We start from the raw sequence: 1,880 nt of genomic DNA on the forward strand, positions 1-1,880 counted from the left end.
GAAATTTCTTATTCCTCCTGAAATGATAAGGTGTTTTGTTCTGACACCGGAATCGGATTGCACGATCTGATTTACAAAGCTGAGCATGTCTGCGGCGGTATGTCCGATCAGGGCAAAAGGGGAAAAGAGTTCCCGGGCAGACTCACTTGCACGCTGTAATTCGAGCGATGCAAAATTGGTACCACCAAAGGCACCGAATTCGATTCCGGCAAGAGGGAGGTGAAGAAGCTGTCTGAGACTTTCAGGCCCCATACCCTGCCCTACTTCTTTGACAATAATCTGAAGGTTTGTTTTGTCAAGTACACGTTGAATTGTTTCAACCGGCGGAACTGATAGTCTGTCTCCTTCGGGTTGAAGCCATTCCTGCATAGGATTCACGTGAATAATGATTCCGTCAGCTTCCAGGCGTTTTACCAGTTCTGAAACCAGGTGCAGTTCTCGTTCTGCCGCAAGCTGTTCCAGCTGAGCTATACCCAGGTTAGCCCAGAGGGGCAGGTCGGGTCCAATCACCGGTCGCATGTTGAAGTCGTCGAAATATTGGTTGTCTCTGAGGATGATCCGACAGGAGCCAAGACCCATGCCCATACCGAAATCATGGCAGGCGCGGGCCAGGTTTGTATTGATTCCGCGCGCCAATTGTGTTCCGCCCGTCATACTTGAAATCCAGATGGGAACACGAACCATCCGGCCAAGAAACTCGAAAGGTTTACTGTGCTCGGATGGATGAGCGGCTAACAAAGGTTCATAATAAAACCGCTGATCGGCGAGTATTGCTTCGGTGCGGGAACTGAAAGCAAGCTCAATATGGTCTTTTTTTCTGTCTTCCATAGGGAAGTATGTTGTTAAATTCAAATTCCTATTTGCCTGGAAATGACCAAACGGAGAATTTCGGAAGTACCCTCGCCGATTTCGAGGATACGCTGATCGCGGTAAAAACGTTCAATATCGTTTGATTTCATTAGGCCATATGCACCGTGGATCTGAACTGCTTCATTCACAACATATCTGGCAACCTCGGAACAGTAAAGTTTGGCCATAGCAGAGTTTTTCCCGAAGGGCTGACCATTGTCTTTAAGCCATACAGCATGGTAAAGAAGGTTGGCAGCTGCTTCGATGCGGGTGGCCATATCGGCCAGTTTAAAGGCTATAGCCTGAAAGCGAGCAATTGGCTTGCCAAACTGAACCCGCTTATTTGCATAATCGCGAGCCATTTCAAAAGCTCCTCTGGCAAGACCCAGGGCCACAGCACCAATCGTCAGACGTCCTGAATCGAGTGTCTGCAACATAATGTGGGAACCTTTGCCTCTTTCTCCCAGGAGGTTTTCGGCAGGAACCCGGCAGTTGTTAATGATAATATGGGCATTATCAACTGCCCTCCACATCATTTTGCCAGTGATTTTTTCCGGATGATATCCGGGGGTATCGCGATCAACAAGAATAACCGAAAGTTCTTTTTCTCCTTTTTCATCCGTACCTGTAACTACCTGAAGAGAAGCTCCGGCGGACAGAGAAGATGCTGCATTGGAAATGAACTTTTTGGATCCGTTCAGTTCCCAGTAACCGTTTTTCAATACAGCCGTTGTTTTGGTTGCACGGGAATCCGAGCCGGCATCTTCCTCAGTGAGGCCGAAAGCCCATACAAAATCTCCGGAACAAAGCTTCGGAAGATATTTCTTTTTCTGTTCGGGAGTCCCGAACTGATAAATAGGCCCGATGCCCAGGGAATTATGGGCCGCTACTGTTGCTGCCTGCGAAGAATCAACCCTGGCCAGTTCTTCCACTACCAGCACCAGGGAACGATAATCCATTCCGCGCCCACCGTATTCCTGCGGCAAAAAAATTCCAAACCAGCCATTTCTTCCCATTTTTCGGGTAAGTTC

General features: G+C 48.4%; 2 protein-coding genes. Both read right to left on the reverse strand.

Annotated features, from left to right (window positions below; translation table 11 throughout):
- Positions 1 to 828: type 2 isopentenyl-diphosphate Delta-isomerase (locus GX419_06565; GenBank protein NLI24348.1), on the reverse strand; the 828-nt coding region annotated here is incomplete at its 3' end.
- Positions 829 to 848: 20 nt separating this feature from the next.
- Positions 849 to 1,880, reverse strand: a 1,032-nt coding sequence (locus GX419_06570) for an acyl-CoA dehydrogenase (protein NLI24349.1), incomplete at its 5' end; no start/stop codon positions are given.

Source organism: Bacteroidales bacterium, assembly GCA_012517825.1.
GTDB lineage: Bacteria > Bacteroidota > Bacteroidia > Bacteroidales > JAAYUG01 > JAAYUG01.